This window comes from Rhodospirillales bacterium (assembly GCA_014323865.1).
GTDB lineage: Bacteria > Pseudomonadota > Alphaproteobacteria > SP197 > SP197 > SP197.
Genome location: JACONG010000010.1, coordinates 278,404 through 305,207, shown reverse-complemented (window position 1 = coordinate 305,207; position 26,804 = coordinate 278,404). Strand labels below are relative to the sequence as shown.

Sequence of the window (26,804 nt, the reverse complement as noted above, 5' to 3'; positions counted from 1 at the left end):
CGACGTGGAAACACATATGGGCCAGGACATATGGGTCAGGGCACGCCTTCCCGTGTCGGGAACCTGTGGAAGAACCCACGCATGGTCCGCGGATACCAGCGTTCACCATGCGATTGACGGATGTTGAATGCTCATTCAATTTCCTTAGGCGGACAGTAGCGGACAGGAGGGGAACAGGCATGACGAGACGGCTCGACGGCAAGCGTTGCGTGGTCACCGGCGGATCAAGGGGCATCGGTCGCGCCATCGTCGACCGCTTCGTGGCGGAAGGCGCGCGCGTCGTCGTCACCGCGCGTTCGGCCCCCCCGGCCCCGTTCCCTGACGACGGCTCCACGATCTTCGTTCCCGGGGACACGGCCTCGACCGCACAGGCCGACACGCTCATCGAAACCGCCCGGGATGCGTTCGGCGGGATCGATGTGCTGGTCAACAACGCGGCCATTCAGATCGAGAAGACCATCGTCGAGACAACCGACGAGGACTGGGACCTGATCTTCGGCATCAACGTGAAGGGTGTGTTCGCCACATGCCGTGCCGCAATACCCGTCATGGCTTCGGGCGGCGGCGGCTCGATCGTCAATGTCGGAAGTTACGACGGCTTCGTGGCCGATCCGGGCCTCGCGGCCTATTGCGCCACCAAAGGTGCAGTCCACGCGCTGAGCCGTGCGATCGCAGTCGACCATGGCTCCGAGGACATCCGCTGCAATGTGATCTGCCCGGGCTGGATCAAGACCGACATGATGGACGCCTATCTCGCCAGCGTCCCCGATCCCGATGAAGCGGCCAGGGCGCTCGACGCCAACCAGCCCATCGGCCGCATCGGCGCACCCCGGGACATCGCCAATCTCGCCCTCTGGCTCGCCAGCGACGAAAGCGCCTTCACCACCGGCCAGCTCATGATCTGCGATGGGGGGTTGACAGCGAGGGCGTCACAGCCCGGCTAGGTATCCGCCCATATCCTGAGCAGGTTGAAGCGGGTCTTCTCCGGGGCCATGAAGGTGCCGCCGTTGGGTTCCAGCTTGTGAACGTGTTCGGCAGCGACGGCGAGATCGAACAGAATCTCGCAGCGGCTGCGGCGCGGGCGGCAGATCACCTGGAGCTGTTTGTTCCCCCACATGCGTCCGCGACGGGGAAACCGGCCGTGCGCAGACCGTCGACGAAAGCGCCGGTTTCGGCCGCCTGCCTGACGGTGGCGACGTCCTCTGACGAAAGCAGTTGGCGAATGGCGCGCAGCATCGTGATGCCCCCGGTCTGGTCTGCCTCTTCCGGAGCAGAACGTCGGTCGTTAGAATGCTGCCATGATCCTTGACATCTTTTCCGACCCCGTCTGTCCCTGGTGTTATATCGGCAAGCGCCGTCTTGAGCGTGCCCTCGACCTTGTGCCGAAGCGACGCAGGCCACAGATCCGCTGGCGTGCCTTCATGCTGAACCCCGACATGCCGGCCGACGGCATGGAGCGGAACGCCTATCTGGCGCTCAAGTTCGGCAGCTCCCAGCACGCCATGGAGCTCTACGGCACGATCTCCCGGGCGGGCCATGACGAAGGCATTCTCTTTGCCTTCGGGGACATCTACCGGACACCCTCGACTATTGCCGCCCACCGCCTGATCGGCTGGGCTGGCGAGCGCGGCGTGCAGACGCGCCTGGTCGAGGACATGTTTGCGGCCTATTTTCTCAAGGGCATCGACATCGGCGAGATCGGCAATCTGGTGGCACTGGCCGAAGCTATTGGGCTCGACCGCGACGACGCCGAGGTGTTCCTGGAGAGTGACCAGTGCGCCGACACGGTGCTTGCCGAGCATAACCTGGCGCAGCGCATCGGGATCAACGGCGTGCCCTGCTTCGTTCTCGACGGTCGTTATGCCGTGTCCGGCGCACAGTCACCGGAGGTGTTGCAGCGCATGATCGATACCGCCCACGAGACCGCGGCGGCCTGATCCCGCTCGCTCAGGCGGCCTGCGCGGTGGCCTCGGCGATGCCGGCGATGGCCTGCGCCAGGTCCCGCGAACCGGCAAGCCGTACGTCGACCTTCTCCCAGCTCCGCATGACTACAACCTTGTGGTCGGGACGCAGTTTGACCGTACCGGCCTGGCTCGCGATCCAGTCGACGAGGCCGGCCGGATTGACGAAGCTGTCGCCGCGGAAGCTGACGATCGCGCCGCGCGGCCCGGCATCGAGTTTGACTATGCCCGCCTTGCGGCACAATGCCTTGATCACGACGATCTCCAGCAGGTTGTCGACCTCGATGGTCGGCTCACCGAAGCGGTCGTCCAGTTCCATGCGCAGGTTGTCGATGTCTTCGCGCTCTTGCAGGGCCGCGATGCGCCGGTAGAGGCCAAGCCGGACATCAAGATCGCGGACGTAGTTGTCCGGTATGAGCACGGCCGATCCGACGGCCACCTCCGGTGACCAGGTATGGGCGGCATGCGGTGCCACCCCTTCCCGCTCGGCGCGCAACGCCTGCACGGCCTCCTCCAGCATCTGCTGGTAGAGCTCGATGCCGACCTCCCTGATATGGCCCGATTGCTCGGTTCCCAGGAGGTTGCCCGCGCCACGGATGTCGAGATCATGACTGGCGAGGCTGAAGCCGGCACCCAGCGTGTCGAGGCGCGACAGAACCTCCAGCCGCCGATGCGCCGTCTGGGTCACGCGCTTGCCCGGGGGAAGCGTGAGATAGGCATAGGCCCGTGTCCTGGACCGTCCGATTCGGCCGCGCAGCTGATAGAGCTGGGCCAGGCCGAACATGTCGGCACGATAGACAACCATGGTGTTGACGTTGGGAATGTCGAGGCCCGACTCCACGATCGTGGTCGAGATCAGCACGTCGACCTCGCCGTCGTAGAAGGCACCCATGATCTTCTCGAGTTCGGTGCTGGCCATCTGGCCGTGGGCCACGGCGAAACGCGCCTCGGGGATCAGCTCCTCAAGCTGTTTGTGGACCCTCTGGAGATCCGCGATGCGTGGACAGACGAAATAGGCCTGGCCACCCCGCAACTGCTCGCGACGGATGGCTTCGCGCACGGTGACCGAATCGAAGGGCCCGACAAAGGTGCGCACAGCCAGCCGGTCGACCGGGGCCGTGGCGATCAGGCTGAGGTCCTTCACGCCGATCAGCGACATCTGAAGGGTGCGCGGGATCGGCGTCGCTGTCAGGGTCAGGACATGCACATTCGCCTTCATCTGCTTCAGGCGTTCCTTGTGCGCCACGCCGAAGTGCTGCTCCTCGTCGATGATCAGGAGCCCCATGTTCCTGAACGAGACATCCCTGGCGAGCAGCGCGTGGGTTCCGACAACGATGTCGACCTTGCCGCTTTCCAGGAGGTTCCTGGTCTCGTGCGCTTCCTTCGTCGTGACGAAGCGCGACAGCTGGCGAAGCTCTACCGGCAGCCCCTCGAAGCGCCCGGCGAAGGTCGCGTGATGTTGTCGCGCCAACAGGGTCGTCGGCACCACGACGGCAACCTGGAAGCCCTCCATGACCGCAACGAAGGCCGCGCGCAGGGCGACCTCGGTCTTGCCGAAACCGACGTCGCCGCAGATCAGCCGATCCATGGCGCGTCCGGACCCGAGATCGTCGATCACCTCCTCAATCGCCTTCTCCTGATCGTCGGTCTCCTGGAACGGGAAGCGCGCCGCGAATTCCTGATAGAGGCCATGGGTTGCACGCATGGCCGGGCCGGGCCGGGTCTTGCGTTCGGCGGCGACTTTCAGGAGTTCGCCCGCCATTTCCGTGATGCGCTCCTTCAGGCGGGCGCGGCGCGACTGCCAGCTCGCACCGCCCAGCCTGTCGAGCTGCACGACGGTGTCGTGAGAGCCATAGCGCGACAGCACATCGACATTCTCGACCGGTACGAAGAGCTTGTCGTCGCCGTCGTAGACCAGACGCAGGCAGTCGTGCGGCGCCTCGCCGAGCCTGAGGGTCTGGAGGCCGTCGAAACGTCCGATGCCATGTTCGACATGGACGATGATGTCGCCCTCGGAGAGTTGCGATGCCTCTTCAAGGAAACGCTCGGTGTCGCGACGTGTGCGCCGCCGCGATGTGCGGGCGATCCGGTCGCCCAGAATGTCCTGTTCGGTGATGAGCGCCAGGTCGTGGCTGACGAACCCCCGCTCCAGGCCGGTCACGGCCGCTGCAACCTTGCTGCGATCCAGCCCCTCGAGCCCCTCCACGGTCGCGATCTGCTCAACATGATCGATGCCGTGTTCGTTCAGCAAGCGCGCAAGCCGGTTGCGACTGCCGACCGAGAGGCCGGAGACGACGACACGGCGGTTGTCGGCGTGATGCTCGCGGACATGGCCGACAACGGCATCGAACAGATTGACATTGCTCTGCTGGCGCTCGGCGCTGAACTCGTGGCCCTGCCGACCGCCCGCCTCCAGCACGTTGACTTCACCGGACGGCGGTTCCGAAAACGGCGAGAGTTCAACGACCGTCTTGTCTGCCAGCATGTTGTCCCAGGCCAGCTCGGTGAGATAGAGCCGTTCGGGCTCGACCGCGTGATAGGTCGGTGCCCCGTCGGCCATGCCGACACCCACATCTTCCCGACGGTGCCCGAAGTGATCCCGGACCGTTTCCAGACGGGTGTCTCTGGCCTCGATGACGCGATGGTCGAGAACCACGAGCGGGTCGTCGAGATAGGCGAGAAAGGGCTCCAGGCGGCTGTGAAAAAGTCCCAGCCAGTGCTCCATGCCGGGATGGCGTGCCCCGGCCGCGACGGCTTCGTAGACAGGATCGTCGGTCGTGCCAATGCCGAAAAGCTCGCGCCAGCCTGCGCGGAAGCGGTTGATCGAATCCTCGTCCAGCAACGCTTCGCTGGCCGGATCGAGAACGACGCTGTCGCGTTTCCCCGACGAGCGCTGGCTCAGGGGATCGAAGTTCCGGATCCGCTCGATCTCATCGCCGAAGAACTCGATCCTAGCGGGTTCGGCAGCGCCCGGCGGGTAGATGTCCATGATGTCGCCGCGCAGCGAGACGTCGCCCGGCTCCATCACTGTGCTCACCCGGTGGTAGCCCATGGCGACAAGGCGACGCACGAGGTCCTGCGTATCGGTTTCTTCGCTGACGTTCAGGCGTTTGCGCAGCGGCCCGATGGCATCGGGCGGCGGAACGCGCTGAACCATGGCACCTGCCGTGGTCAGTACCAGGGTGCCTTCGCCAGCCGGGCGCTCGCAGAGATCGCCCATCACCGCGAGACGTTCGCCTGCGATCGTTGGGTGCGGCGAGACTCGGTCGTAGGGCAGGCAATCCCAGGCCGGGAACGAGACGACCGGTGTCTCCGGCGCAAAGAACCCGAGAGCATCCGCCAGCCTCTGGGCGCGCTCGGCGGTGCGCAGGACCACCACGATGTCGCGTTCCGGGCTCTCGCGAACCAGGGTCGCGAGCACTGTCACGTCGACACCCTCCGGGGCACCGCAAATCACATTCCTTGCCGAGGATGAGAGGCGTTGTCCGATAGTTTTCACATCATTATCACGTCTTGTTAAACGCAATCAGGAGCGAAAGAACGTCACACTGCTGCACCGGTGGCGCAATGCGCCGCTCGAGAATCCAGTCGTACATGTCGGGATCGGACTGATTGAGCAAGAGCTCGAAACGGTGAAGCTGGCCGTCGTCGAGCGCCTCCAGGTGCGCATCGGCGAAACGCCCGATCAGAAGGTCGAGCTCCCGCGTACCGCGATGCCAGGCGCGGTAGCGCAGGCGCTTGATCGTCCGGTGCCTGATCTCGAGAATCATCCGTTCCTGGTCGCAGGTTGTGGAAAGTCACCCTGTAGCCTGAGCTTCCCGGTATGTCACCTGCCGGCGCGGCTCTATGCTGGACCCATGCGGCCCGAGATTCTCTTTCCGCTCTTTACGCCTGTGACCGGGCTCGACGGGGTCGGGCCGCGTCTCGCCAGGCTGGTCGAAAAGGTCGCCGGTCCCAGGATCGTCGATCTGCTGTGGCATCTGCCCACCGGCATCATCGAGCGAACCATGGTGCCTGACCTCGGAAGCGCCATACCGGATGGCATCGTGACGGTATCGGTGACGGTCGGCGAGCATCGCAAACCGCACAACAGACGCCAACCCTATCGCATCGCCTGCCACGACGACACCAGCCTTCTGACCCTGGTGTTCTTCCACGCCCGTGAGGACTACCTCACCAGGCTCCTCCCCGTCGGCACGGTACAGATCGTCAGCGGCAAGCTGGAGCGTTACGGCGACGATCTTCAGATGGTCCATCCCGACCATGTCGTGACGCCCGACAAGGTCCGTGATCTGCCGCAGATCGAACCGGTCTACCCGTTGACCGAAGGCCTGACGCTGAAGGTCCTGCGCAAAGCCGTTGCCGGCACGCTCAGCCGGTTGATCAAACTGCCGGAGTGGATCGATCGCGCCTGGCTCGAGAAACAGGGCTGGAGCCCGTGGGACGAGGCCGTGCGCCAGGCCCACGCGCCGCGTGACAGGCTCGATCTGGAGCGCAACGCCCTGCCGCGTGCACGCCTGGCCTTCGACGAGCTTCTGGCCAACCAGCTTGCCCTGGCCCTGGTAAGGGCTTCACAGAAGAAGGCACGCGGCCGGCCCGTGAAGGGCAACGGTGCCCTGCTCGAACGGGTTGAACGTGCCCTGCCCTTCTCGATGACCGGATCGCAGCGCATGGCAGTGGCCGAGATCCTCGGTGATATGGCCACGGACGAACGCATGCTGCGCCTTCTCCAGGGCGATGTCGGAAGCGGCAAGACACTGGTCGCGCTGATGGCCATGCTCAATGCGGTCGAGACCGGGTGCCAGGCAGCTCTGCTCGCGCCGACGGAGCTCCTGGCGCGGCAGCACCATGCGACTCTCAGCAGGATGGTCAAGGCCGCGGGTGTCGAGGTCGTTCTGCTGACCGGTCGCGACAAGGGCAAGGCCCGCGCCGAAAAGCTGGAGCGGCTTGCCGCCGGGCGCGCGCAGATCACCGTGGGCACCCATGCGCTGATTCAGGGTGATGTCGCCTTCCACGATCTTGCGCTGGTGGTGATCGACGAACAGCACCGTTTCGGTGTCCACCAGAGACTGGCTCTGACCGGCAAGGGACAGGGCGTCCACGTGCTGGTCATGACCGCCACGCCGATCCCGCGCACGCTGCAGATGACTGCCTATGGCGATCTCGACGTCTCCAGGCTTACAGAGAAGCCGGCAGGCCGGAAGCCTGTCGAAACTCGCGCCATGCCGCTCGATCGCCTGGGTGAGGTCATCCAGGGCGTAGCGCGCGCCATCGGGCGCGGCGACCGCGTTTACTGGCTCTGCCCCCTTGTCGAGGAGAGCGAGGTCGGCGACCTCGCCACCGCCGAGGAACGACACAAGGCGCTCTCGATCACCTTCGGGGATCGCGTCGGGCTCATTCACGGCCGCATGAAGGGGCGCGAAAAGGATGCCGTGATGGAGAGGTTCGTTGCCGGCGACCTCGACATCCTCGTAGCCACAACGGTGATCGAGGTCGGCGTCGACGTGCCCGATGCGACCATCATGGTGATCGAGCATGCCGAACGTTTCGGTCTGGCCCAGCTCCATCAGCTGCGCGGGCGCGTGGGACGTGGAGACCGACCGTCGAGCTGTCTTCTGCTCTACGCCCAGCCGCTCGGCGAGATGGCGCGCTCGCGTATCAACATTCTGCGCCAGAGCGAGGACGGCTTCGAGATCGCCGAAGAAGATCTGCGTCTGCGCGGTGCCGGCGAGCTCCTGGGCACGCGTCAGAGCGGGTTTCCGCAGTTCCGAATCTCCGATGTGATCGCGCAGGCCGATCTGCTGGCCGCCGCGCGGGACGATGCACGGCTGATCCTGGCGCGCGATCCCGAATTGTCGGACGAACGTGGCAAGGCCCTGCGGGTGCTGCTTTATCTCTTCGAACGGGATGCGGCCGTCAGACTGTTGCGCTCGGGCTGACGCCGAGCGTTACCCTGCCCGGCCTCCGGGGGCCGGCGTGACGTCACCGTCGGGCCTGTCGGAGGCAACATCGGGTGTCACCACGCCGCCGGAAATTACCAGCTTGATCCCCTGCTCGACGTTCATCCTGAGAAATATCACGTCCTTCTTCGGCAGAAACAGCAGGTAACCCGACGTGGGATTCGGCGTGGTCGGCAGGAAGACATTGACCACCTCGTCCTGGATGGTGTCCTTTACCTCGCCCCTGGTGGTGCCGGTCACAAACCCGATCGCCCAGCATCCCTGGCGCGGATAGGGGATCAGGACGACATCGCGAAACGCCCGGGAGTTCTGCGCAAGGACGGTCTCGAAGATCTGCTTGAGCGCCGAGTAGACCGAACGGATGACCGGCATGCGGTCGAGCAGGTTTTCGCCCACGCGCACAACCGTGCGCCCCACCAGGCCTGTGGCAATCCAGCCGATCAGCGTGATCGCGATGACGAAGATCAGGACCCCGATACCGGGCACCGCGAACGGCAGGTAGGTCTCCGGGTTGTACCGCTCGCCGAGCAACGGGAGGATGCTCTCGTCAATGAAGCCGACGACCAGCGTCACAAGGTAGATCGTCAGCGCGATCGGCGCGACGACGATGATGCCGGTGATGAAGTAGTTCCTGAGGCGCGCCCAGAAGCTGCGCCTCGGTCGGTCGTGCGATTCGCTGCCTTGATCCATCGACGTCTCCCGGACGAACGTGCGATGCGGAGTGTTGCAGCGTTATGAACCTGCTCCGGGGCAACAGCAAGACACGAGGGCGCTCAATGCGGCACCGGACTTCATTCTCCGAAAGGGCGCCCGTGTCGGAGACATCGAGGCCTCTGGCACGGGTTTCCTCCTCTCGAATCCCGACCGCAGTCTCAACGCGCTGTCCGACACGGCTGCCGTGATCGAGCAGTTCGAGATCAGTGAGTGCCCACCGTCGCATGTCGTGCAGCGCATTGCCGGCAACGGCATTGGCGACACGTGCTGAAAGGTCCCCGATGTGCTCCCGGCATCAACAACCCACGCGTGGACGTGACGAAGGAGACAACGACGCTCTACGCCTCGGACCGCGACGTCTTCCTGTTCCTCGTCGACGACCTCAACCCGATCGATGCAGGGCTGCCGACCGATGAACCGCCCGACCTCCATTTCCGGGGATTCTATTGCTGGAACCCGGAGGTGGGCGCCAAGACGCTCGGCATCGCAACTTCTACCTGCGCACGGTCAGACGACGACCGTCAGGACGTCCTGCGCAAGCGCGGATTCTCGAAGGCGGAGACGGGGCGGATCGTCGAGACGGTTCTGGCCATGGAAGGCCGCCCACCCGAGAGTGTCTTCGACAACAAGCTGATGCTCAGCCAGTCGAACGTGCGCCACGTCAAGGCGGGCGTGTCGATCGAGGAACTGGCCGAGGACATCGCGCGGCGGACGCTCTTGAGTTCCATCACCGTGCGGCCGGTGCTGGACGCGAGCGGCGCAGAGACCGGCATATACACGATCCCCGCGGGCAGCGGTTCCGGGCGCTGGAATTGCTCGCGAAGCAGAAGCGCATGAACAAGACCTCGCTGGTGCCCTGCAATCGTGCGCACCAGTGGCCTCGCCGAGGAGGACAGCCTGGCCGAGAATGAGGATCAGTCACGCGCGCGTAGGCCCCAAACAATCATTATCAGGTCCGCTTGACAAGAGATATGCGGATTGCGTAACCTCACGAGTAGTGATGAGGGCAGCCATGAACGAACCAATTGAGCACGGCGACTTGGACAAGCGGATTTCACGCGACCAAGCGAACGCGCAAGCCGCGGTTCGATGCGCGCGACATGAGCTGGCCCGGTTTCGACCGCCTGCGCCCTATGGAAGTAGGCTGCATGGTCCCAACGAACACGATCGGAATCGCGAGGACTACGCGGATAAGCGTCGCGAATCCCTACAAGCGATCGAGTTGGATCCGTTCCAGGCCATGGTCGAAGTCAACACTGAGGTTGTAGACAAGCGTGGAGAGATCATTGAGAAAGAACAGCTTTGGTATGCGAACGTCGACTCCTCGGTGAATGAAGAATTTCAGGATGGACCGTCCAGCATTGCCGTTCTGTCCTGGACGCATCCGGGCCTCCAGTTGGCTCTGTCCACGGACCTCGGCGACTTCGGAGATGTGAAGGCAAGTGGCCTTAAGCTTCGTGGTGTCGAACCGCTGTCGAAGGCGCGCTTCGACACTTCGCTGCCACAGATATCGGCGGTCTATCAGCCTGGCGGTGCAGTGCGTCCTCGTCGGGCTGTACAGCCGAAGACCGGCTTGAAGGCCGTCAAGCTAGAGATGACGAAGGATCAGGTGCAGGCCTTCGTATCGCGGATGAGCGGCCTCATGATCGTGACTGGTGCACCGGGATCAGGAAAGACGACCGTCGCGTTTCAGCGGATCCGCTTTCTCTTTGATCAGCAGGACCAGCGCGACGACGCTGGTCGCCTGGTGAAGTACGCGCCAAATCTCACGCGCGTTTTCCTGGCGAACGAAAATCTGGCTGGTCAGACAAAGACTCTCCTGAGCAAGCAGCTGGCGATCCCTGCATCCGTCGTTGAAGGCGTAACCGATTTTATCAGTAACTATGTCGATCAGGTCTGGCTGTATAAGCACGACGCGCGCCCACGGCAGAAAAGGCTTTCCCAACTGGAGATAGCGGCGAGAAGCGCCATCCCGGGGCTTTCTGAGTGGCACGACCTCGTTGGACTCTGGGAACTCTACGAGCGTCAAGTGGCAGAACGTCTTCAGCATGGAGCGAATGCCAAATGGGCAAGCCTAACACCAGGTGCAGCGACTCAGCTCGCAACGCTGGCGTCCGTACTCCGACGCTCGGCAGAGACCGCCAATATGGGGCGTGATCCGGCCTCGTCGGCTCTTTCCATGGCAGCAGTATTCTCAAAGGTGACGCAGCCATACGCTGGTGCGCGCGACCGCATGAACCCAGCCGAGCGTCGGCAGTTTGATGAAACATTCCAGCAATGGCTTTACTGGGTGTACGACCCGCTGAGCGCCATCGCGGGCTACTTCGGAACAAGAGAGTCAGAAGCCGCAGACCGGATGCAGCGCGGCACCGGAGGCCGTGTGAACGAAGCTGAGATCCTCGCCAACGCTCAACGTGAATGGAATGAGCGGACCTACGGCCCCGAGGATGTTCCGTGGATCGCCTGGCTTCTTCGCTTTGCTCTGCCGGTAGAGTTGGAGCCTCAAGGGCGGTTCAGAGAGATGCCTTCGGCACTGAGCCCGGTCAGAGTTGACGGTGATCGATGGACGCACGTCGCCATTGACGAGGCTCAGGATCTCACGGTGGCGGAGGCGTCCCTTCTCGGCTCGCTCGTGGACCCCGACGGCGCACTGACCGTTTCCGCAGATTTTCGGCAAATCGTGAGTCCCGTGCAGGGCATGCGTAACGCCAAAGCGCTTCGCATCGGGCGCTCCTTGCGACGCAAGGATGCTGAGCAGTACTATCCATTTGCTCAGAACATGAGGCAGAGCAAGCAGATTGGTTGCTTCCTGAAGGGGTTCTACGAGGTAGCCTTTCGAGAAAAGCCAGATTTTGACGTGAACAGCATGCTGGAGGACAAAGAGCCTCAGCTTATTGTGGCGCCGCACCAGGATCATGCACGACGTATCAAGCAGCTTGTCGCGGTTCTACGCCGATCTGATGTGGTCTCGAGTATCGCACTTCTGCAGATCAACGAGGACCAGCAGGCGCTGAATGTCCTTCGCGAGGAACTGGCGGCAATCGATACTCCTCTTGCGCCGATTTGGGCCGCATCCGGCGACGGTCTGCTGACGTCCTCGGTGGAGCGAATCAAGGGCCTCGAGTTTGATGCATGCATCGTGCTGGGCCTGGAAGACGTCGAGAGCGCCGCACTGAATTTCACGCTGAACCGGGCATACGTTGCGCTTTCCCGCCCTGCGCGTCGCTTGGCTCTGATCTGCAGCGAGTACCCCCCACTGCTCCGCAAATTGGACAAGTCACTATTCGATGTGATCCAGTCCTAACAGAAAGAAGAAAAATGACAGAAACAGCCGATGCACAGCTCTTCCCTGAGTTCGAAAGATACGTCGATAAGACTGGTCTGCTCGCGAATGCGAAGGGAAAACTTGCGGCTCGCCTCCCCCGAATACTCGGTCAAGGCAAGACCCGCGCCGAGGGCCTTGATCTCCCACCTGCTACAATAGAGCGTCAGCAGGAGTTTCTTGCCCTCTCGCTTCCTGAGGAGGCAACCAGGGAACCCGCGATCCGCCATGAGAAGGAGGCAGCCCAGAGGGCCGTCGACGCCCATGCAGACCAGATGCGTCACCCTGAGAACCAACGGCGCTTTGCTTTGCAGGTGCTTCGCCAACTCGATGGGGTGAATACCGGCAACAAGAATAATCACTTCTTTGCTGGACGCTTCATTTTGGTGCCGGACAAGAGCGGCTTGAGCTGGTCGTGGTCGATGACACCACACTACGCCATGATTTCGAAGATTCCGGCGGACGTCGACTATGTCGTAAGAGCATACGAAGCTTCCGAGAGGGTTGCCAAAAAGTCGACGATGCCTGTTGATCAGTTCCTGGGCAGGCTGTCGCTCGCTTGGAGCATGGCGCGGCACTTTAGCGAAGACGAGAATGTCTTGATCACGGATGTCGCGCGCCTCTTCAAGATTGCCGTTCAGGACGATCGCTTCTGGAAAAGTCCTGCGCGAAGAAACTTCGGAGATGTTCCCGATGCTGTCTTTATTATCAATCTGATTAATTGGCGTCAGCACCAAAAAACCTCATCTGGACCAAACTTCGAGCTCGTACCCGCAACTCTCAATCAAGCGCACGGATCGAAGTCGCGGGCATTTTTTGTGCCTGGAAATGCAGAGGGCACCGTTGTCAGGCCGATGATCTACATTCGGCGTACTAGTAAAGTGATCGGGAGGAAGAAATGACAGTCGCTATTTCAAAAGTGGACGCACGCCGTCTCATAAGTATCCTTCTGAACTCTCCTATCGCACCAGGACGCTATTCCCACTTTATCAACGTCGGGACAGAGGACATCATTGATGCGCTCGGTGAGAACTATTTCTGCGGCTATCTCGCCGATGGCATCGGATGCTTCAAGTACCTGGAAGGGGACTATGGCAGCGGAAAGACGCAGTTCATCAACAGTCTCGCTCAGCGCGCGGCCAGTAACGATGTCGTAACTGCTCTTGTGACCGTTGGCACTGAATGTCCGTTCAACTCCCCGGCGGCCATCTTCCGGGCCATCATGCAATCCTTCCAGCCTCCTTCTCCTGCCGACGCGGACACTGCAGATGCGAAGGGAATCGAGGTGCTGATTGACAGCTGGATCAGCACGCGCATTCGCCAGCATGGCGCAGAGCCGGGGTCCGACGTTCCTGACCTTGTCCAGCGCCGGATTGAGGACCAGCTCGGGGGTCTGTGGAAGGGGGCGCCGGATACGCAGATGGCCTCGGCGTTGAAGGAGCTCAGCAAGCGTCTCCTGAAGACAAACTGCGGTGCAACGGAGGCGGTGGCCGATAGCGAACTCATTTCATGGGTCAGGGGCGATAATGTTCGCTCGACGGGGCTGAAGGCGATGGGCCTCTTCGAACCGGCACGAGATGACAATGCCTTTCGTCGGCTAAAGACGGTCATCACTTTCCTTCGGACTCGGATGGCTTATCGCGGCTTCCTGATCGCGTTCGATGAGGGAACTCGCACGTCTTCCTTTAGGAGAGGGTCTGTCAAGCAAAAGCAGGCAATTGAGAACCTCCTCACGATGATCAACCAGAACGCGGAAGGCGAGTTTGGTGGCGTGATGTTCTTATACGCTGCCACACCCGATTTTCGGTCAGAGGTGATCAGTACATATCGAGCGTTGCAGGATCGCATCGGGACGGTAGCGTTTTCGCGTGGGAGCCCGCAGGTACCATTGATCAACATCGAAGAAGCGAACTCTGAAGATGTAATTTTTCAGATCGGTGATCGACTTCTAACAGTCTTCGCCAAGGCGTATGATGTTGAGTGGGACCAAAGTCTCCAGAGAGCGAATATGAAGGCGATCGTCGAGGCGCAGAAAGACCGCCTATTCGAGACCCCAAAGCCGCGTTTCTTTGTTTACCAGTACTGTCGCTTCTTGAACGGCCAGCGCGAGGCCCAGCGCGCAATCAGCAATGAGCAAGCCAACGACTTCGTGAACGACAACGAACCTCCTCTGGAGGGTGAGGCAGCGTGATCAAGGCTGGCGATCAAGTTGAGCACGAGGAGTTTGGCATCGGCCAGGTTCTCGCTCTGCTCGGCGAGACGGCTACCGTTGAGTTCTTCGGGGAGACGTTCGATGTTGAAGTCGGAGAACTGCTGCCTCGTCCGAACGGCAGTAGTCCGGTCCTGAAACAGGCGCCAGTGCGAGAAGGCACCGATTTAGCCTTCAGACAATCGTTCGAAGCGGTCAATCTGGGCGTGGTGCCATCGAACCCCGACCAGTTGATCAAGCTGACGATAGGTGGGGACCAGATCTCGGCCGATATGCGTAGGATCCTTGACGATGCTCCTCGCAGCGGAGCGTCTCGTATCTTCATGGGTTACTATGGCTCAGGCAAATCCCACCATCTGAGGCTTGTTCGAGCTATCGCGCTGTGTGAGGGCTGGGTAACGGCATTGATCGAGCTTGACCCTAAAGCTGCCGATCCGGCCAAGCCGTTCTCAGTCTACCAGGAACTGATCACAGGCCTGGAGTTCCCGATGCGCAGCGATGGCAGCCGGAACGAGGACTTCTTCGATCTCATCAAGGAGATTCGAGAGAACTGGATGACTGTGCGATCGCTCAAGTACCTGAAGGCATCGCAGTGGTTTGGGAACGGTATCGAAGCGCTACAGTTTCTTACGCATCGTCGCGACGATCCTGATTATGTCTCAGCGGTCAACTGGCTGGCAGGGCAGGTCAAACTCATTAGTGCAATTCGCAAGGTCACGTGGCGCAAGGGCTACCGAGGGAAGATTCCGAAGATGCCACAGACCAAAGACACCGGACTTATCTATGCTTTTCATCTGGTGGTTCTGCACGAAGTGTTGAAGGCTCTGGGATATAAGGGATTGGCCTTGATCATCGACGAAGCCGAGCATGTCAGGACCTATTCAATCAATCGGTACCTCAGGGCGAACAATTTCTTCGATGTGCTAGCGCGATGTGCTCATCCCCCTCGCAAGGATCTTCAGGATCCGAATTGTGATTACGAGATGACGGGAGTTCCGCCGTTCTGGCGAGAAGGCCCGCATTTCGGTTTGTTCGTGGGCTTGACGGAGGGTGAAGACACGCAGGACCTCAAGATAAAGGCTGGCGAGATGAGCGTGCTCATTCACTCGCCGGATGAGGTCGTTTACCTTAAGCCACCGCGTGCTGCAGATTACGAGGCATGGGCAATCCGGTTCTTGACCGAGGCCTCAAGCCATCTCGGACCGAAAGTGAACCTGCTTTCGGATCCGGACTTGTGCAAGCAAATTACTGCTGTCCTGCGGGAGCATTTTGAGCAGATACCAGACACTGAGAAGTTGCTTCGGAACTGGACGAAGATGGCCGGTCTTCCGGCGGCGGTGCTGCTGAGCCGGCCGGCGGCTGTAGATCGCAATGAGCTACTTGCGATTATTGATGACGCGGTCAAACAGATTTCAGGGGAGGTGATGCCCTGGGATGAGTAACAGCCGAGCCGACCTGGCGCGTATGATACCGGACGCCTTGCGCCGATAGCTTCGAGCAAGACGGAAGCGGCCGTCGCGCCGCTCTATCAGCGGCATGTCAGTTTCCGACGCAGGGCTTTGTCCACGATCTACGTGGCACCGACCAAGGCACTCGTAAATGACCTCTACGAGCGCCTGGTCGCCTATTTGGGCATCAAGCACCCTGGGACGATCGCTCGCTACACTGGCGACCGCCACGAGTACTCACGCGCAGAAGGAGCCTTCTGCGTCGTGGTGACCCCGGAGGCGCTCGACTCCCTGCAGCTTAGGCACCCGGAACGTCTGCATTCGGTGCGATCGGTGGTAGTGGACGAAATTCATTTCACCGACGAGGAACTCCGGCATCTCGACAAATGGGTGCGCAGCCACACGGTTGACCGCTACGGCCCCGTGCGTGCCGTCGGGCAGCAGCTTGTTCTGGAGATCGCCTTCGAGGGTCTGCAGCGATCCACGCGGCACAAATCCGGCATCGCGATGCGGTTTCCCCGAATCTCGCGGATACGCTGGGACAAGCCGGCGGCGGAGGCGGATGTCATCGAAACTCTGGAGGCGATGTTGCCTGCCTGATGTCGACCGTGCGGCATGCGTGGCCACCGTCACCGGCGCGGGCGGTGAAATAACACCGTGGCGAAAACACTGTGGCGAACGCCCTATGGCGCGCGCTGGGAGGAGATCAGGCCGAAGAGCGTGCTTTCGTCGATGGTGCCGACGAAGAGCAGGTCGCCGACGACGAATGTCGGCGTTCCGTCGACCTGAAGCGCCGAGCCGATGACCCGGTTGTGCGCCAGTGTCTCGGCAACAGGATCACCATGGGCGTCCTCGCGCAGACGGTCGGGATCGAGGCCGAGATTTGCCCCGAGATCGGTCAGCCCCTCGTCGGTGTAGGGCACAATCGAGAACATCAACGCGCGATGATAAGGGCCATAGCTGCCCTGTAGCTTCGCGGCCAGTGCATATCGTGCCGCCAGGACCGATTCCGGTCCCAGGACAGGATATTCAAGCAGCACGACGTGAAGGTCTTCGGTGAGCGCGACGGCCTCGTCGACAACGGGCGCCATATGCCGGCAATGGCTGCAGGCGTAGTCGAAGAACGCGATCATCCGGACGCCGTCGCGGCTCGCATTGCCGATCACCGGCAGGATGGGTGACTCCTGCAGCAGGCGATCGACCTCGGCCGTATCGACGTCGACCAGAGCCGTGACGTCCCGGCTCTGGCCGAAGAAACCGGTCTGGGCGAGGACAAACACCACCGCCAGTGCGCCCACGATCCAGATCAGTGTCTGGCGCGGCGAACGGCGTGCCCGTTCCTCTGCGAACGCCTTGTCGACCGCGCGTCTGATCTCGTTCCGCTTGTCGTCGTCACCGGGCAAGGGCCGTGCACTCCCGTCGGGGATCGGTACCCGCAATGCGGTCGCCGTTCTCTTCGCCGATGGCAATGGCACAGACGCCACCGGAGCGCCAGCCCGGCGCGGGCCATGCGACGACGCTGCGGCTTTTGCCCTCCAGGGCCTCCGCCTGGTTCATGCAGCCCGGTTCGAGCGTCACAACGCCCGGCCTGTGCGTATCTGGCGGGCACCGCCACATCCCGGCGCCGACCTGCGTCATCCCCGATGACGCGGGTGACGACTCGTGACAGGTCGCGCCTGATGCCGTCGCCGAAACCCGGGTGTGCCATGGCCTCAGCGTTCGCAGAGGTGGAAGACGCTGCGGCAGGGATGGGTAAACGTCCGCTGCTGGATGGTCCAGCCGGCCTCACGAATCAGCGCTTCCCAGCGCTCAATGGTGTAACCCTTGTAGCCCAGCTCCCATTTGTGGCCCCAGGGATCGTCGTGAACCTTGAAGGCCTTCCGGCTGCGTAGCTTCTTCAGCGAGAAGGCATGACGCCAGGTGAAAGGGTTGAGGTAAAGCGACCATCCGAGCTGGAAACCTTCATAGGGAACCGACAGCACGAGATGGTACGCGCCGCTTTCGTGGAACGTCCTGAGGATCGGCAGGGCATCGTCCCAGCTGAGATGCTCAAGGGTTTCGCAGCAGATTATGGCATCGAAGCCGCTGGTGAGATCGGCGGTGACGCTGGTGAGATCGGCTTCGATGCTTGGTCGCCTGGGACGTTCGAAGGGCGGCGCGAACAGGTCGAGCGTGGTGACGTCGTACCCTGCGTTGTCGAGCATGGCCGTGACCAACCCGAGATACGGCCCCACCTCGAGCACCGAAGTGATGTCAAGTCCCGCGAGCAGATTGACCTGCATCCACTGCTGACCGATGCGTTTTTCCGAATAATAGCGATGCCATTCGGCGCGGCGGTTGGCCGCATCGTCCATCGACGATCGGGTGAGCGGAGTAAGGGGAGTAAGGAAGTTATGGTTCACATCAACAACCCATCAAAATGACAGCGATCAGGCGAGCGGCGGGCGACCGATGTCCTGAACCCGGGCTTTGCAGGCGCGTGCTGCGCGCAGGACGAGCGCATCGTTGTGGCGTGCCCCGACGACGTGCAGGCCGCAAGGAACACTGAATCCGGGCTGGCGCGCAAAGTCGGTGGCGTAGAGCGTGCCGGTCCAGAGCAGGTCGGCACGCACGCCGCCATCAGGATGGTCATGGCCATATCAAATGCGGTCACCGCCGTGGTTGCCGTCGGCATGATGTCGAAATCCTCAAAGAACTGCGCCATCTGCGCGCCGCCGCGGCGCTGTTCCAGCTTGGCGTGCTTGACGTCCATCGCACTGTGTCGGGTTCGGCAATCGAGGCGAAACAGAGGTTGTTGCTCACGGCGGCGACCTCGACCGTACACGCAATCAAGCCCGTGAGACACCCTTGTCGCGGGCTGGTCGTGTCGATGAGCTTCAATGTGCTGGCTTACGCGATGCCGCCCCACGTTCCCGATCGCCTGAAGCCCTGATTCAAGCCCAGGCTCGCGAAGAGGGCGAGCGGCCGAGGCGGCGACAGCCGTCACGAGTCAGAACATACCGGACGGCGGGACGGGCTCTGAAACCTGGAAGTCCAGGATCACCGCAAGCTGTTCGACGATAGCTGGCGTACCGAGCAGGACGTCATGGCCCCTGCCCCGTCCGGTCTCGCGCACCAGGCAGACGCCGCCCGCTTCCTCGATGATGACCTTGCTGGGCGCGAAGTCCCACAGCGAGAGATCGGGATCGAACACCGCATCGACAGCACCACGAGCGGCGGCGACATGGGGATAGACGTCCCCGAAGGCGCGTAGCTCCCCGGTTGCTTCGAACAGGCGACCGTAGAGATGTTCGGCGCCGCTGCGGCGGTACTGGTAGGGCGTGCCGGTCGAAATCATCGCCTCGGAGAGGTCGGTGCGGCCGGAGACGCGCACGGGATAGCCGTCACGAAACGCGCCGAGTCCGCGCGCAGCCCAGGTCGTTTCAGCCAGACCCGGAAGGTGTGCCGCACCCGCCACGACCGCCCTGCTTCTGAGATCCTGCAGCGCAACGAGCGTGCTGTACGTCGGAATATCGCGGGAGAACGGCGATGTACCGTCGATCGGGTCGATCACCCAGCGCCAGGGTGCATCGCCCGCCTCTTCGCCCTCCTCTTCCCCGATGATGGCGGCACCCTCCGGATAGCGCGCGTCGCGCAGCACCGATCGGACGAGCCGTTCGGCCTCGGCGTCCGTTTCGGTCAGGACGCTGCCGTCGGCCTTGAGTTCGACGTTGAGTTCGATGTTGAAACTCCGCTCGCGCGCGGCCTTTGCGATCATGGCCGAGGGGGCTTCGGCGGCCCGCCGGGCGATCTCCGCGGCCCGTTCGAGATCGATCCCTGTCACGCCCAGATGCCGCTCTCGTGTCTGGAGATCACACCCTTGATCGCGGGGCGGGTCAGCATGTTCTGACGGAAGGCCGCCATCGACTCGTCGTCGTCGATCCCCTCCATGCCGTCGAACCACCTGGCGAACATGGCGAGGTAGATGTCGAGCGCGGTCATGTGCGTCCCGACAAGCTGCTCGCGACCGCCGAGCGCTTCGCGCACCACGGCCCACTGCCGGTTCGTGACATGCTGTCCACGCGCCGCAACGCCTGCCTCGTGCTCCTTGATGTCGGTGTAGTTCTCGGGATGGAAGACCTGCATCGCCGAGGGATAAAGCGAGGCCGAGAGATACAGGAACCAGCGCAGGTATGGCGCACGTGCAGGATCGCCGATGGCGGGCGACCAGATGCCCGAGCCGTGGGTCTCGGCAAGGAACATCAGGATGGCAGCGGATTCTGTCAGGACCGAACCGTCCCCGAGCTTGAGCGCGGGCACGGCGCGCAGCGGATTGATCTCCGCGAACTCCGGCGGCCGGATGTTCTCGCGGTAGCCTGTCACCAGGGCGCGTTCATAGGGCAGGCCCATCTCCTCAAGCAGGAACTCGACACAAAGCGAGCCCGACCAGGGGCGTCCATAAAGTGTGCAGGTCATCGTTGCGCCCTCGCCTCCTTAAGCATGTCGCGCGCGATCACGAGCTGCTGGATCTGCGACGTGCCCTCATAGAGCCTGTATATTCTGACATCCCGATAGAGCCGCGCGGCGGGATAATCGTTGATATAGCCCGCGCCGCCGTGAATCTGCACGGCGCGGTCGGCCACGCGCCCCACCATCTCGCTGGCGTAGTACTTGGCTTCCGCGCCCAGCCGGGTGATCGGCTCGCCGGCCTCGAAACGCCGGGCGGTATCGCGCACCAGCGCCCAGGCGACATCGTGTTCGGTCTGGCTGTCGGCCAGCATGGCCTGGACAAGCTGGAAGTCGGCAATCGGCTGGCCGAACTGTTCGCGGTCCAGGGCAAAAGCGACCGACTCCCTGATCAGCCGGTCGGCGACGCCGCAGCAGGTGGCCGCGACATGCAGGCGGCCGCGATCCAGAACCTTCATGGCGGTCTTGAAACCCTGGCCTTCGACGCCGCCGATCAGGGCATCGCCGGGAATGTGGCAGTCCTCGAAGATGACATCGCAGATGTGGGCGCCCTTCTGGCCCATCTTGTTCTCGGGCGTGCCGAGACGGATGCCGGGTGTGTTGGCCTCGACGATGAAGGCCGAAACGCCGCGCGAGCCCTTCTCCTTCTGGTCGGTGCGCGCCATGACGGTGAAGGTGTCCGCAATCGGCGCGTTCGTGATGTAGCGCTTCGTGCCGTTGAGCACGTAACCGTTGCCGTCGCGATCGGCACGGGTTTTCACCGATCCGGCGTCCGAGCCGATATCGGGTTCGGTCAAGGCGAACGCGGCGACGATCTCGCCGGACGCCATGCCCGGCAGATATTTCTGCTTCTGCTCCCCGGTGCCGTCGATCACGAGACCCTGCGAGCCGATCGCCACATTGGTTCCGAAGGCCGAACGGAAGGCCGGCGCCGCGTGCGTGATGGCCCAGGCGACCTCGACTTGCTCGGACGGTGCCAGGCCGAGCCCACCGTACTCCTCGGGGATCGTCAGGCCGAAGAGGCCGAGCGCCTTCATCTCGTCGACGATGGCATCGGGCACCTTGTCGGTCGCATCGACCTCGGCCTCGGCCGGGATCAGGCGTTCGTCGACAAATCCGGTAACGGTCTCAAGAAACTGATCGAGCATGGCGCGGTCGAGCGGCATGGCAACTCCGGAAATCGGGCGGCAAGGCGAAGACTATCCGCCGATGCACAATAATCCCATCCCTGCCCCATCCCTCTCCGCCCAAAGGCTGCACGCCCCGGCGATGCAGACCTTGAGCCCGTCCGGGACATCACCTTTGACGCGCCGTTCAACAGGATCCGCATCGACTTCGGCAACGACGACACGAAGTTTGAGGGGCATCCGGTCGGCGGCATCGGCGTAGCTGATATGGGTCTGCCGGATGATCTCCGGCGTCATCGCGCGCGGTTTGACATGGTAACGCTCGTTCGGGACGGTCGAGGATGACCAGGTGACGCCAAGGGTCCCGTCGGCGCTGCCGATCACCTCGCGGCCGGGATGGAAGACCTGGCCGAAAATCGTCGCACCATGTGCCGTGACAGCATCGGTCATGCGCGCGTAGCCCGGGATACAGTCGTCGTTCATCGCCTGCAGAATGTGCGAGGTGTAGCACGCCTCGGGACTGATCGCCGCGACCTGCAGAACGATCAGGCCGGCGCCACCGCGTGCACGCGCTTCCTGATAGGCGATCAGCTGGTCGCCGATGACACCGCCATGGTCGGCCATGCCGGTGTCGTGTCCTGTCGAAACGATCCGATTGCGGACCGTCACCGCGCCGATCCGAAGCGGCGACATGAGATGCGGAAACTGCGTCACCTCCGCTTCCTCCCCCTGAGCTGTGCGAGAAACGAACTGTCCGGGAGCCTGGAGCATATCCCGTTCGGATTGAATCCATCTGAACGGGTGACGATGCGAAGATGCTCCGGGTCTTATCTATGCAGACCGGATTCACGCAGGGCGACAATCAGGGATTGCGGGAGCGGCATCATGGCCAGGCGGGTGTTGGCGGTCGGGCGGGGCATCAGAAGGGCGATCGGATTTCGAATCGGTGGCAGACGTATCGGCCCGGTCCGATCTGAAAACTGCTCTTCCGGCACGCCTGACCATCCACTAGGGTTGCGCATCGGCTTTTGTTGGGGCGTGCAGAAGACAGTCGGGGATATGAGCGGACTTGAACTCAAGGATATTTCCAAACGCTTCGGCGCGGTCACGGCGGTCACCGATGTCAATCTCGACATCCCGCAGGGGCGTTTCATCTCGTTTCTGGGACCGTCGGGCTGCGGCAAGACGACACTGCTGCGCCTGATCGCAGGGTTGGAGAGAGCGACCACGGGGCACATCGTGCTCGACGGCGAGGACCTGACCGAAAAGCCGACACATCGGCGCAACATCGGCATGGTCTTCCAGTCGCTGGCGTTGTTCCCGCATCTGTCGGTCGGCGAGAACATCACCTACTCGCAGAAGATCCGCGGCCTCGATCGTGCTTCGCGCCGCAAGCGCGCAGACGAACTGCTCGAACTCGTGCGCCTTCCCGGTGTCGCTGACCGCAACATCGGCCAGCTTTCGGGCGGCCAGCGGCAACGTGTCGCAATCGCTCGGGCACTTGCGCTGGAACCCAGGCTTTTCCTCCTCGACGAACCGCTTTCTGCGCTCGATGCCAAGTTGCGCGAGGAGATGCAGGTCGAGCTGCGCATGTTGCAGGAACGTCTGGGCATCACGACGATCATCGTGACCCATGACCAGCGCGAGGCGATGACCATGTCCGACGAGGTCGTGGTCATGTCGACCGCGCGTGTCCAGCAGATGGGCCCGCCGCTCGAGATCTATCGCAACCCCGCCTCGGCCTTCGTCGCGGAGTTCATCGGCACGAGCAATCTCATCCGTGCCCATCAGGCTGCCGGCGATACCATTCTGGTCGGCGACGACAGATTCGCGACGGCCGGGCGCCCGGAGGGTATCGCCGACGGCGACGAGGTGGTGGTCTCCGTGCGGCCCGAGGACGTGCATGTCTTCCCCGAAAGCAACGCGGGCCCGAATCGGCTCGACGGCGTCGTCACCTTCGTGCGCGACGTCGGAGCAAGCGTGGAGACATTCGTCGAATGCGGGGCTCTCCCCGTCATCGCCATGGCAACACCGAAGGACCGGCCCGACGTGCACAAGGGTGACCGGGTCAAGGTCGAGTTGCCGGCCGAAAGCTGTGTGGTCCTGAAGGCATGACCGACCGGGCGCTGCAGCAGGATTCCGGCCCGACCGAGGGCTTCTTCGGTCGCGTCGTCGTCAGGGGAATCGTCCACCCCCTGAAGGCGTTCCCCTTCGGCATCTATCCGAGCCTGATGATCGGCATCTTCTTCATGATCCCGTTCGTGATCATGCTGGTCATCAGTTTCGCGGTCCGGACGGAGTCATTCTACAAACCCGGTTTCGACCTCGAACACTACGCGCGTTTCTTCTCGCCGCTCTTCACCACTCATCTCTGGGTCTCGGTGCAGTTCGCCGCGCTGGCGAGCTTCTTCTCGCTCGTCGTCGCCGTGCCCTTCACCTTTTTCATCAGCCGCTTCCGCCGGCGCCCGCAGATCGTCGCACTGGTCTTCATTCTCTGCGTGCTGACGCTTTCGGAAGTGATCATCGCCTACTCGCTGTCGGTCATCATGAGCCGCAGCGGCGGCCTGCCGAACGTCGCGGAGTGGCTCGGTTTTGTCGAGCGCGCGCGATCCTGGTACCCGAGCTACCTCGCCAACCTGTTCGGCCTCAGCTTCTTCAACATCCCCTTCGCCGTCCTGGTGCTCTATCCGGCCTGCACCCGGCTTGACCGCGAACTGACCGAAGCCGCGCAGACCATGGGCGCTTCACCGGTGAAGACCTTCTTCACGATTGTCGTGCCCCTGCTCGACCGCACGATCATGGCGGCCTTCATCCTGCTCTTCGTCTTCACCATGGGTGCCTTCGTAACGCCGACATGGCTCGCACGGCCCGAGGACACCATGATGGCGCAGCTCATCGCCGAGCAGGCGCTGGGGCGCGGCAACATCCCGTTCGCGGCGGCACTTTCGATCTTCTTCATGGTCGTCACGCTGGCCTTGAGCCTGCTCACCGTCCGGCTCCGTCGCGGCGACCGGACCAGCGGGGCATGACCATGGTTCGCTGGGGCAAGGTCACCTTCCTCACCCTGGTCTTCGGCATGATGGCCGCGCCGCTGATCATCGTGGCCGGCGTGTCGCTCAATGCCAAAAAGCGCATGTTCTTCCCGCCCGACGGCTTGTCGTTGCGCTGGTTCCCCGAAATTTTCGAGACCGCCAAGTGGTTCGAGGCGCTGAGCAACAGCGTGATCATCGCCTTTTCGGCCGGCCTGATCTCGGTCTCGATCGCCTTGCCGATCGCCTGTTTCCTGTGGCGTCACAAGGTGTTCTACGCCAGGGCCCTGTTCATTGCGGGCCTCGTGCCGTTCGCCCTGCCGCCTGTGATCACTGCGCTCGGCATGCTGGTGTTCTGGAGCCAGGTGGGCTTCGTCGGGCAGATCTGGAACATCATCATCGGGCATGGCGTATTCCTTGTGACCCTGCCACTGGTGATGATCTCGCTGGGGCTCGAATCGATCGACGATGAAATCCTCGAGGCAGGCCGCACCATGGGTGCCGACGGTCGGCGCATCTTCACCACGGTGATCTTTCCGATGGTGCTGCCCTACATGGTGGCCGGCTTCGCGTTCGTGCTGGTGCTCTCGATGAACGAGTACATCATCTCGTTCTTCCTCGGCCAACACGCGACCCTGACACTGCCGGTCCAGATCCTGGCCAGCCTGCGGTCCGGCTACACGCCGGTCATTGCCGCGGTGGCGGTCATGTTCATTCTGTTTGCCGTGGTCGTCTTCAGCCTGATTGCGCGCTTTGGCGATCTGCCCAGGCTTCTGGGTGCCTGGACACCCAGGGAGTGACCCGGCAGCCATGGCCTTCATGGCGAGGGGGGTGGGCGAATGGGTTTGATTGGGGGATTAGGGTGGGACCTGGCGGGTTTTTGTGGGATTTTGCGGGATGGAAACAGGAGATGACGGGCATGACGATGGCGATGGAGCAGGCGGGGTCGGGTGCGGTCGGGTTCCAGTGGGAGGATCCGTTCCGGCTTGATGAGCAGTTGACGGAAGACGAGCGCATGATCCGGGATTCGGCGCGGCAGTTCTGTCGCGACTATCTGGCGGATCGGGTGAAGAAGGACTTCCGCGAGGAATCGTCGGATCGCGAGGTCATGGCGCGCATGGGTGCCATGGGGCTTCTGGGCCCGACCATCGAGGGTTACGGCTGCGCCGGTGTCAGCCATGTCGCCTATGGCCTGATCGCCCATGAGATCGAGTATATCGACAGCGCCTATCGCTCGTCGGCATCCGTGCAGTCGAGTCTGGTCATGCATCCGATCCATGCCTATGGCACGGAAGAGCAGCGCCTGAGGTTTCTGCCAAAGCTGGCTTCGGGCGCGTTCATCGGCGCGTTCGGCCTGACAGAGCCCGACCACGGTTCCGATCCCGGCAGCATGAAGAGCCGCGCCCGCAAGGCCGAGGGCGGCCATGTTCTCAACGGTGCGAAGATGTGGATTTCCAACGCGCCAATCGCCGATGTGTTTGTCGTCTGGGCGAAGGACGATGCGGGCGAGATCCGCGGCTTCATCCTGGAGCGCGGCATGGAGGGCCTGACGACGCCCGGGATCGAGGGCAAGTTCAGCCTGCGGGCCGGACCGACCGGCGAGATCGTCATGGCCGATGTGTTCGTGCCCGAGGCGAATGCCTTGCCCGAGATCCGCGGGCTCAAGGGCCCGTTCGGCTGTCTCAACAGTGCGCGTTACGGCATTGCCTGGGGCGCGCTCGGGGCGGCGTCGTTCTGCTGGCATGCCGCGCGCACATACACGCTGGAGCGCAGCCAGTTCGGCCGCCCGCTCGCCGCCAATCAGCTGATCCAGAAGAAGCTGGCGGACATGCAGACCGAGATCGCTATCGGCCTGCAAGCCTGCCTGCGCGTCGGTCGGCTGAAAGACGAGGGCCGCGCCGCGCCCGAGGCCATCTCGATCATCAAGCGCAATTCCTGCGGCAAGGCGCTCGATATCGCCCGCATGTCGCGGGACATGCATGGCGGCAACGGGGTCCATGACGAATACGGGGTCATCCGGCATGTCATGAACCTTGAGGCGGTGAACACCTACGAAGGGACCCATGACATTCACGCCCTGATCCTGGGACGGGCGCAGACAGGGCTTCAGGCCTTCACATGAGCGCGGCGATGGGGGGCACCGAGGGAGGTCCCTGACGGGGGCACGGGGGCACGGGGGCACGTGCGACGTGCTGCACGGGAACCGGGCGCGGGGTCATGGGCGACGTGCTGCACGGGAACCGGGCGCGGGGTCAGGGGCGAGGTGGCGCAGCGCGGGGAACAGAGTGCTCGCCCCGATCCCGGGGCGGGCGCAGACAGGGCTTCAGGCCTTCACATGAGCGCGGCGATGGGGGCACCGAGGGAGGTCCCTGACGGGGGCACGGGGGCACGTGCGACGTGCTGCACGGGAACCGGGCGCGGGGTCACGTGCTGCACGGGAACGGGGCGCGGGGTCAGGGGCGAGGTGGCGCAGTGCGGGGAACAGGGTGCTCGCCCCGATCCCGGGGCGGGCGCAGACAGGGCTTCAGGCCTTCACATGAGCGCGGCGATGGGGGGCACCGAGGGGGGGCACCGAGGGGGGCCACTGA

Annotated in this window: 25 protein-coding genes and 1 pseudogene; 14 read left to right on the top strand and 12 right to left on the bottom strand. The window is 62.8% G+C overall.

Annotated features, from left to right (window positions below; all coding sequences use genetic code 11):
- Nucleotides 1-179 precede the first annotated feature (179 nt).
- Nucleotides 180-944 (top strand): SDR family oxidoreductase, encoded by a 765-nt coding sequence (locus GDA49_05770; protein ID MBC6439912.1) that lies wholly within the window; start codon nucleotides 180-182, stop codon nucleotides 942-944.
- On the opposite strand, the gene GDA49_05765 is transcribed toward GDA49_05770, so the two are convergent.
- On the bottom strand, nucleotides 941-1,117 hold the full coding sequence (locus tag GDA49_05765; protein MBC6439911.1) for a hypothetical protein: 177 nt from the start codon (nucleotides 1,115-1,117) through the stop codon (nucleotides 941-943). The genes GDA49_05770 and GDA49_05765 overlap by 4 nt on opposite strands.
- Nucleotides 1,118-1,298: 181 nt before the next feature.
- Here GDA49_05765 and GDA49_05760 point away from each other — a divergent pair, with 181 nt between their 5' ends.
- On the top strand, nucleotides 1,299-1,937 hold the full coding sequence (locus GDA49_05760; protein ID MBC6439910.1) for a DsbA family oxidoreductase: 639 nt from the start codon (nucleotides 1,299-1,301) through the stop codon (nucleotides 1,935-1,937).
- Nucleotides 1,938-1,947: 10 nt separating this feature from the next.
- Here the strand turns inward: GDA49_05760 and mfd are convergent, their stop codons facing one another.
- Both mfd and GDA49_05750 read right to left on the bottom strand, forming a co-directional pair.
- On the bottom strand, nucleotides 1,948-5,460 hold the full coding sequence (gene mfd, locus GDA49_05755) for a transcription-repair coupling factor (protein MBC6439909.1): 3,513 nt from the start codon (nucleotides 5,458-5,460) through the stop codon (nucleotides 1,948-1,950).
- Between the two features lie 7 nt (nucleotides 5,461-5,467).
- A complete protein-coding gene (locus tag GDA49_05750) occupies nucleotides 5,468-5,731 on the bottom strand; it encodes a succinate dehydrogenase assembly factor 2 (protein ID MBC6439908.1) in 264 nt (87 codons plus the stop codon).
- Nucleotides 5,732-5,818: 87 nt separating this feature from the next.
- Between GDA49_05750 and recG the strand changes: the two genes are divergently transcribed.
- The gene (recG, locus tag GDA49_05745; protein ID MBC6439907.1) at nucleotides 5,819-7,900 is read left to right on the top strand and encodes an ATP-dependent DNA helicase RecG; all 2,082 of its coding nucleotides are present in this window, start codon (nucleotides 5,819-5,821) and stop codon (nucleotides 7,898-7,900) included.
- Between the two features lie 9 nt (nucleotides 7,901-7,909).
- Here recG and GDA49_05740 read toward each other — a convergent pair whose 3' ends face one another.
- Nucleotides 7,910-8,611 (bottom strand): DUF502 domain-containing protein, encoded by a 702-nt coding sequence (locus GDA49_05740; protein ID MBC6439906.1) that lies wholly within the window; start codon nucleotides 8,609-8,611, stop codon nucleotides 7,910-7,912.
- A gap of 34 nt (nucleotides 8,612-8,645) precedes the next feature.
- On the opposite strand from GDA49_05740, the gene GDA49_05735 reads away from it, so the two are divergent.
- The 7 genes and pseudogenes from GDA49_05735 (at nucleotide 8,646) to GDA49_05705 (ending at nucleotide 16,214) form a co-directional block, all read left to right on the top strand.
- Nucleotides 8,646-8,906, top strand: a complete 261-nt coding sequence (locus GDA49_05735; GenBank protein MBC6439905.1) for a hypothetical protein — start codon at nucleotides 8,646-8,648, stop codon at nucleotides 8,904-8,906.
- Nucleotides 8,900-9,259: pseudogene (locus GDA49_05730) on the top strand (hypothetical protein). The gene GDA49_05735 and the pseudogene GDA49_05730 overlap by 7 nt, the downstream one beginning before the upstream one ends.
- A gap of 388 nt (nucleotides 9,260-9,647) precedes the next feature.
- Entirely contained in the window at nucleotides 9,648-11,939 is a 2,292-nt protein-coding gene (locus GDA49_05725) for a hypothetical protein (GenBank protein MBC6439904.1), read from the top strand.
- 14 nt (nucleotides 11,940-11,953) lie between these two features.
- On the top strand, nucleotides 11,954-12,859 hold the full coding sequence (locus GDA49_05720; GenBank protein ID MBC6439903.1) for a hypothetical protein: 906 nt from the start codon (nucleotides 11,954-11,956) through the stop codon (nucleotides 12,857-12,859).
- Nucleotides 12,856-14,148 carry a DUF2791 family P-loop domain-containing protein gene (locus GDA49_05715; GenBank protein MBC6439902.1) on the top strand — a complete coding sequence of 431 codons (1,293 nt, stop codon included), beginning with the start codon at nucleotides 12,856-12,858 and terminating at the stop codon, nucleotides 14,146-14,148. The genes GDA49_05720 and GDA49_05715 overlap by 4 nt, the downstream gene beginning before the upstream one ends.
- On the top strand, nucleotides 14,145-15,608 hold the full coding sequence (locus GDA49_05710) for a DUF2791 family P-loop domain-containing protein (protein MBC6439901.1): 1,464 nt from the start codon (nucleotides 14,145-14,147) through the stop codon (nucleotides 15,606-15,608). Before GDA49_05715 ends, GDA49_05710 begins: the two co-directional genes overlap by 4 nt.
- A 45-nt stretch (nucleotides 15,609-15,653) precedes the next feature.
- Nucleotides 15,654-16,214, top strand: a complete 561-nt coding sequence (locus GDA49_05705; GenBank protein ID MBC6439900.1) for a DEAD/DEAH box helicase — start codon at nucleotides 15,654-15,656, stop codon at nucleotides 16,212-16,214.
- Nucleotides 16,215-16,297: 83 nt separating this feature from the next.
- Here GDA49_05705 and GDA49_05700 read toward each other — a convergent pair whose 3' ends face one another.
- From GDA49_05700 to GDA49_05665, 8 genes are all read right to left on the bottom strand, one after another.
- A complete protein-coding gene (locus tag GDA49_05700; protein ID MBC6439899.1) occupies nucleotides 16,298-17,017 on the bottom strand; it encodes a DsbA family protein in 720 nt (239 codons plus the stop codon).
- Nucleotides 17,007-17,171 (bottom strand): hypothetical protein, encoded by a 165-nt coding sequence (locus tag GDA49_05695; protein MBC6439898.1) that lies wholly within the window; start codon nucleotides 17,169-17,171, stop codon nucleotides 17,007-17,009. The genes GDA49_05700 and GDA49_05695 overlap by 11 nt, the downstream gene beginning before the upstream one ends.
- 155 nt (nucleotides 17,172-17,326) lie before the next feature.
- Entirely contained in the window at nucleotides 17,327-17,968 is a 642-nt protein-coding gene (locus tag GDA49_05690; protein MBC6439897.1) for a class I SAM-dependent methyltransferase, read from the bottom strand.
- Nucleotides 17,969-18,012: 44 nt separating this feature from the next.
- On the bottom strand, nucleotides 18,013-18,366 hold the full coding sequence (locus tag GDA49_05685) for a hypothetical protein (protein MBC6439896.1): 354 nt from the start codon (nucleotides 18,364-18,366) through the stop codon (nucleotides 18,013-18,015).
- A gap of 237 nt (nucleotides 18,367-18,603) precedes the next feature.
- Nucleotides 18,604-19,437, bottom strand: a complete 834-nt coding sequence (locus tag GDA49_05680) for a histidinol phosphate phosphatase (protein MBC6439895.1) — start codon at nucleotides 19,435-19,437, stop codon at nucleotides 18,604-18,606.
- A complete protein-coding gene (locus GDA49_05675) occupies nucleotides 19,434-20,069 on the bottom strand; it encodes a glutathione S-transferase family protein (GenBank protein ID MBC6439894.1) in 636 nt (211 codons plus the stop codon). Before GDA49_05675 ends, GDA49_05680 begins: the two co-directional genes overlap by 4 nt.
- Entirely contained in the window at nucleotides 20,066-21,226 is a 1,161-nt protein-coding gene (locus GDA49_05670) for an acyl-CoA dehydrogenase family protein (GenBank protein ID MBC6439893.1), read from the bottom strand. The genes GDA49_05675 and GDA49_05670 overlap by 4 nt, the downstream gene beginning before the upstream one ends.
- A gap of 33 nt (nucleotides 21,227-21,259) precedes the next feature.
- Nucleotides 21,260-21,901 (bottom strand): hypothetical protein, encoded by a 642-nt coding sequence (locus tag GDA49_05665; protein ID MBC6439892.1) that lies wholly within the window; start codon nucleotides 21,899-21,901, stop codon nucleotides 21,260-21,262.
- Nucleotides 21,902-22,246: 345 nt separating this feature from the next.
- On the opposite strand from GDA49_05665, the gene GDA49_05660 reads away from it, so the two are divergent.
- The 4 genes from GDA49_05660 to GDA49_05645 all read left to right on the top strand — a co-directional run bounded on the left by GDA49_05660 (nucleotide 22,247) and on the right by GDA49_05645 (nucleotide 26,338).
- Nucleotides 22,247-23,302, top strand: coding sequence for an ABC transporter ATP-binding protein (locus tag GDA49_05660; protein MBC6439891.1), 1,056 nt, complete (start codon nucleotides 22,247-22,249; stop codon nucleotides 23,300-23,302).
- Complete coding sequence (locus tag GDA49_05655; protein ID MBC6439890.1) at nucleotides 23,299-24,216, top strand: ABC transporter permease; 918 nt, start codon at nucleotides 23,299-23,301, stop codon at nucleotides 24,214-24,216. Before GDA49_05660 ends, GDA49_05655 begins: the two co-directional genes overlap by 4 nt.
- A gap of 2 nt (nucleotides 24,217-24,218) precedes the next feature.
- Nucleotides 24,219-25,016, top strand: coding sequence for an ABC transporter permease (locus GDA49_05650; protein MBC6439889.1), 798 nt, complete (start codon nucleotides 24,219-24,221; stop codon nucleotides 25,014-25,016).
- A 131-nt stretch (nucleotides 25,017-25,147) separates the two neighbouring features.
- Nucleotides 25,148-26,338 carry an acyl-CoA dehydrogenase gene (locus GDA49_05645; GenBank protein ID MBC6439888.1) on the top strand — a complete coding sequence of 397 codons (1,191 nt, stop codon included), beginning with the start codon at nucleotides 25,148-25,150 and terminating at the stop codon, nucleotides 26,336-26,338.
- Nucleotides 26,339-26,804 lie beyond the last annotated feature (466 nt).

Coding starts and splice junctions, on each gene's coding strand:
- GDA49_05770 (MBC6439912.1), top strand. CDS start 180: ATGACGAGACGGCTCGACGGCAAGCGTTGCGTGGTCACCGGCGGATCA.
- GDA49_05765 (MBC6439911.1), bottom strand. CDS start 1,117: ATGTGGGGGAACAAACAGCTCCAGGTGATCTGCCGCCCGCGCCGCAGC.
- GDA49_05760 (MBC6439910.1), top strand. CDS start 1,299: ATGATCCTTGACATCTTTTCCGACCCCGTCTGTCCCTGGTGTTATATC.
- GDA49_05750 (MBC6439908.1), bottom strand. CDS start 5,731: ATGATTCTCGAGATCAGGCACCGGACGATCAAGCGCCTGCGCTACCGC.
- recG (MBC6439907.1), top strand. CDS start 5,819: ATGCGGCCCGAGATTCTCTTTCCGCTCTTTACGCCTGTGACCGGGCTC.
- GDA49_05740 (MBC6439906.1), bottom strand. CDS start 8,611: ATGGATCAAGGCAGCGAATCGCACGACCGACCGAGGCGCAGCTTCTGG.
- GDA49_05725 (MBC6439904.1), top strand. CDS start 9,648: ATGAACGAACCAATTGAGCACGGCGACTTGGACAAGCGGATTTCACGC.
- GDA49_05720 (MBC6439903.1), top strand. CDS start 11,954: ATGACAGAAACAGCCGATGCACAGCTCTTCCCTGAGTTCGAAAGATAC.
- GDA49_05715 (MBC6439902.1), top strand. CDS start 12,856: ATGACAGTCGCTATTTCAAAAGTGGACGCACGCCGTCTCATAAGTATC.
- GDA49_05695 (MBC6439898.1), bottom strand. CDS start 17,171: ATGAACCAGGCGGAGGCCCTGGAGGGCAAAAGCCGCAGCGTCGTCGCA.
- GDA49_05690 (MBC6439897.1), bottom strand. CDS start 17,968: ATGGACGATGCGGCCAACCGCCGCGCCGAATGGCATCGCTATTATTCG.
- GDA49_05685 (MBC6439896.1), bottom strand. CDS start 18,366: ATGGACGTCAAGCACGCCAAGCTGGAACAGCGCCGCGGCGGCGCGCAG.
- GDA49_05675 (MBC6439894.1), bottom strand. CDS start 20,069: ATGACCTGCACACTTTATGGACGCCCCTGGTCGGGCTCGCTTTGTGTC.
- GDA49_05670 (MBC6439893.1), bottom strand. CDS start 21,226: ATGCCGCTCGACCGCGCCATGCTCGATCAGTTTCTTGAGACCGTTACC.
- GDA49_05660 (MBC6439891.1), top strand. CDS start 22,247: ATGAGCGGACTTGAACTCAAGGATATTTCCAAACGCTTCGGCGCGGTC.
- GDA49_05655 (MBC6439890.1), top strand. CDS start 23,299: ATGACCGACCGGGCGCTGCAGCAGGATTCCGGCCCGACCGAGGGCTTC.
- GDA49_05650 (MBC6439889.1), top strand. CDS start 24,219: ATGGTTCGCTGGGGCAAGGTCACCTTCCTCACCCTGGTCTTCGGCATG.
- GDA49_05645 (MBC6439888.1), top strand. CDS start 25,148: ATGGAGCAGGCGGGGTCGGGTGCGGTCGGGTTCCAGTGGGAGGATCCG.